The sequence below is a fragment of the Paenibacillus zanthoxyli JH29 genome (genome assembly GCF_000520715.1).
Taxonomy (GTDB): Bacteria; Bacillota; Bacilli; order Paenibacillales; family Paenibacillaceae; genus Paenibacillus_AQ; species Paenibacillus_AQ zanthoxyli.
Genome location: NZ_ASSD01000672.1, coordinates 1 through 665, shown reverse-complemented (window position 1 = coordinate 665; position 665 = coordinate 1). Strand labels below are relative to the sequence as shown.

Annotated in this window: 1 protein-coding gene; it reads right to left on the bottom strand. The window is 61.5% G+C overall.

The window, feature by feature from the left end; translation table 11 throughout:
- Nucleotides 1–664: A/G-specific adenine glycosylase (mutY, locus tag L691_RS0125920; RefSeq protein WP_084654480.1), on the bottom strand; the 664-nt coding region annotated here is incomplete at its 3' end.
- Nucleotide 665 lies beyond the last annotated feature (1 nt).

The following is a 665-nucleotide window of genomic DNA, read 5'->3' as shown; positions in this document are numbered from 1 at the left end:
GCGTTTCCGGGCGCGGCGGCTTGGCCTTGGTCTTGACGGGCAGCGAGGTCTCGCGGCCCGCGAGCCGCCCGGCGCAGCGTTCCATCACCGGGCAGACCAGGCAGCGCGGCGATTTCGGGGTGCAGACCAGCGCCCCGTGTTCCATCAGCGCCTGATTGAAATGGGACGCTTCGCCGCTAGGAATAAGCTCCTTCGCCAAGACCTCCATTTTGACCCGGGTCTTGGCCTTGGCGATATCGTCTTCAATCAGAAAGAAGCGGGACAGCACCCGCATGACATTCCCGTCCACCGCCGGCTCCGGCCGGTTAAAGGCGATGCTGAGAATCGCCCCCGCCGTATAAGGGCCTACGCCCTTCAATCCGAATACCGCTTCGCGGTCGTTCGGAACCTTCCCGCCGTAGGTTTCTTTTACCTGTCTTGCGGCATGCTGCAAGTTCCGGGCTCTGGAGTAGTAGCCGAGCCCTTCCCAGCATTTCAGCACCTCTTCCTCCGGCGCATCGGCCAAAGACTCAATCGTGGGAAACTGCCCGATAAAGCGGTTGAAATACGGGATGACCGTATCCACCCGGGTCTGCTGCAGCATAATTTCCGATACCCATATATGATACGGGTCGCGGGAGCGCCGCCACGGCAAATCGCGCTTCTGCCCGTGGTACCACTCCAGC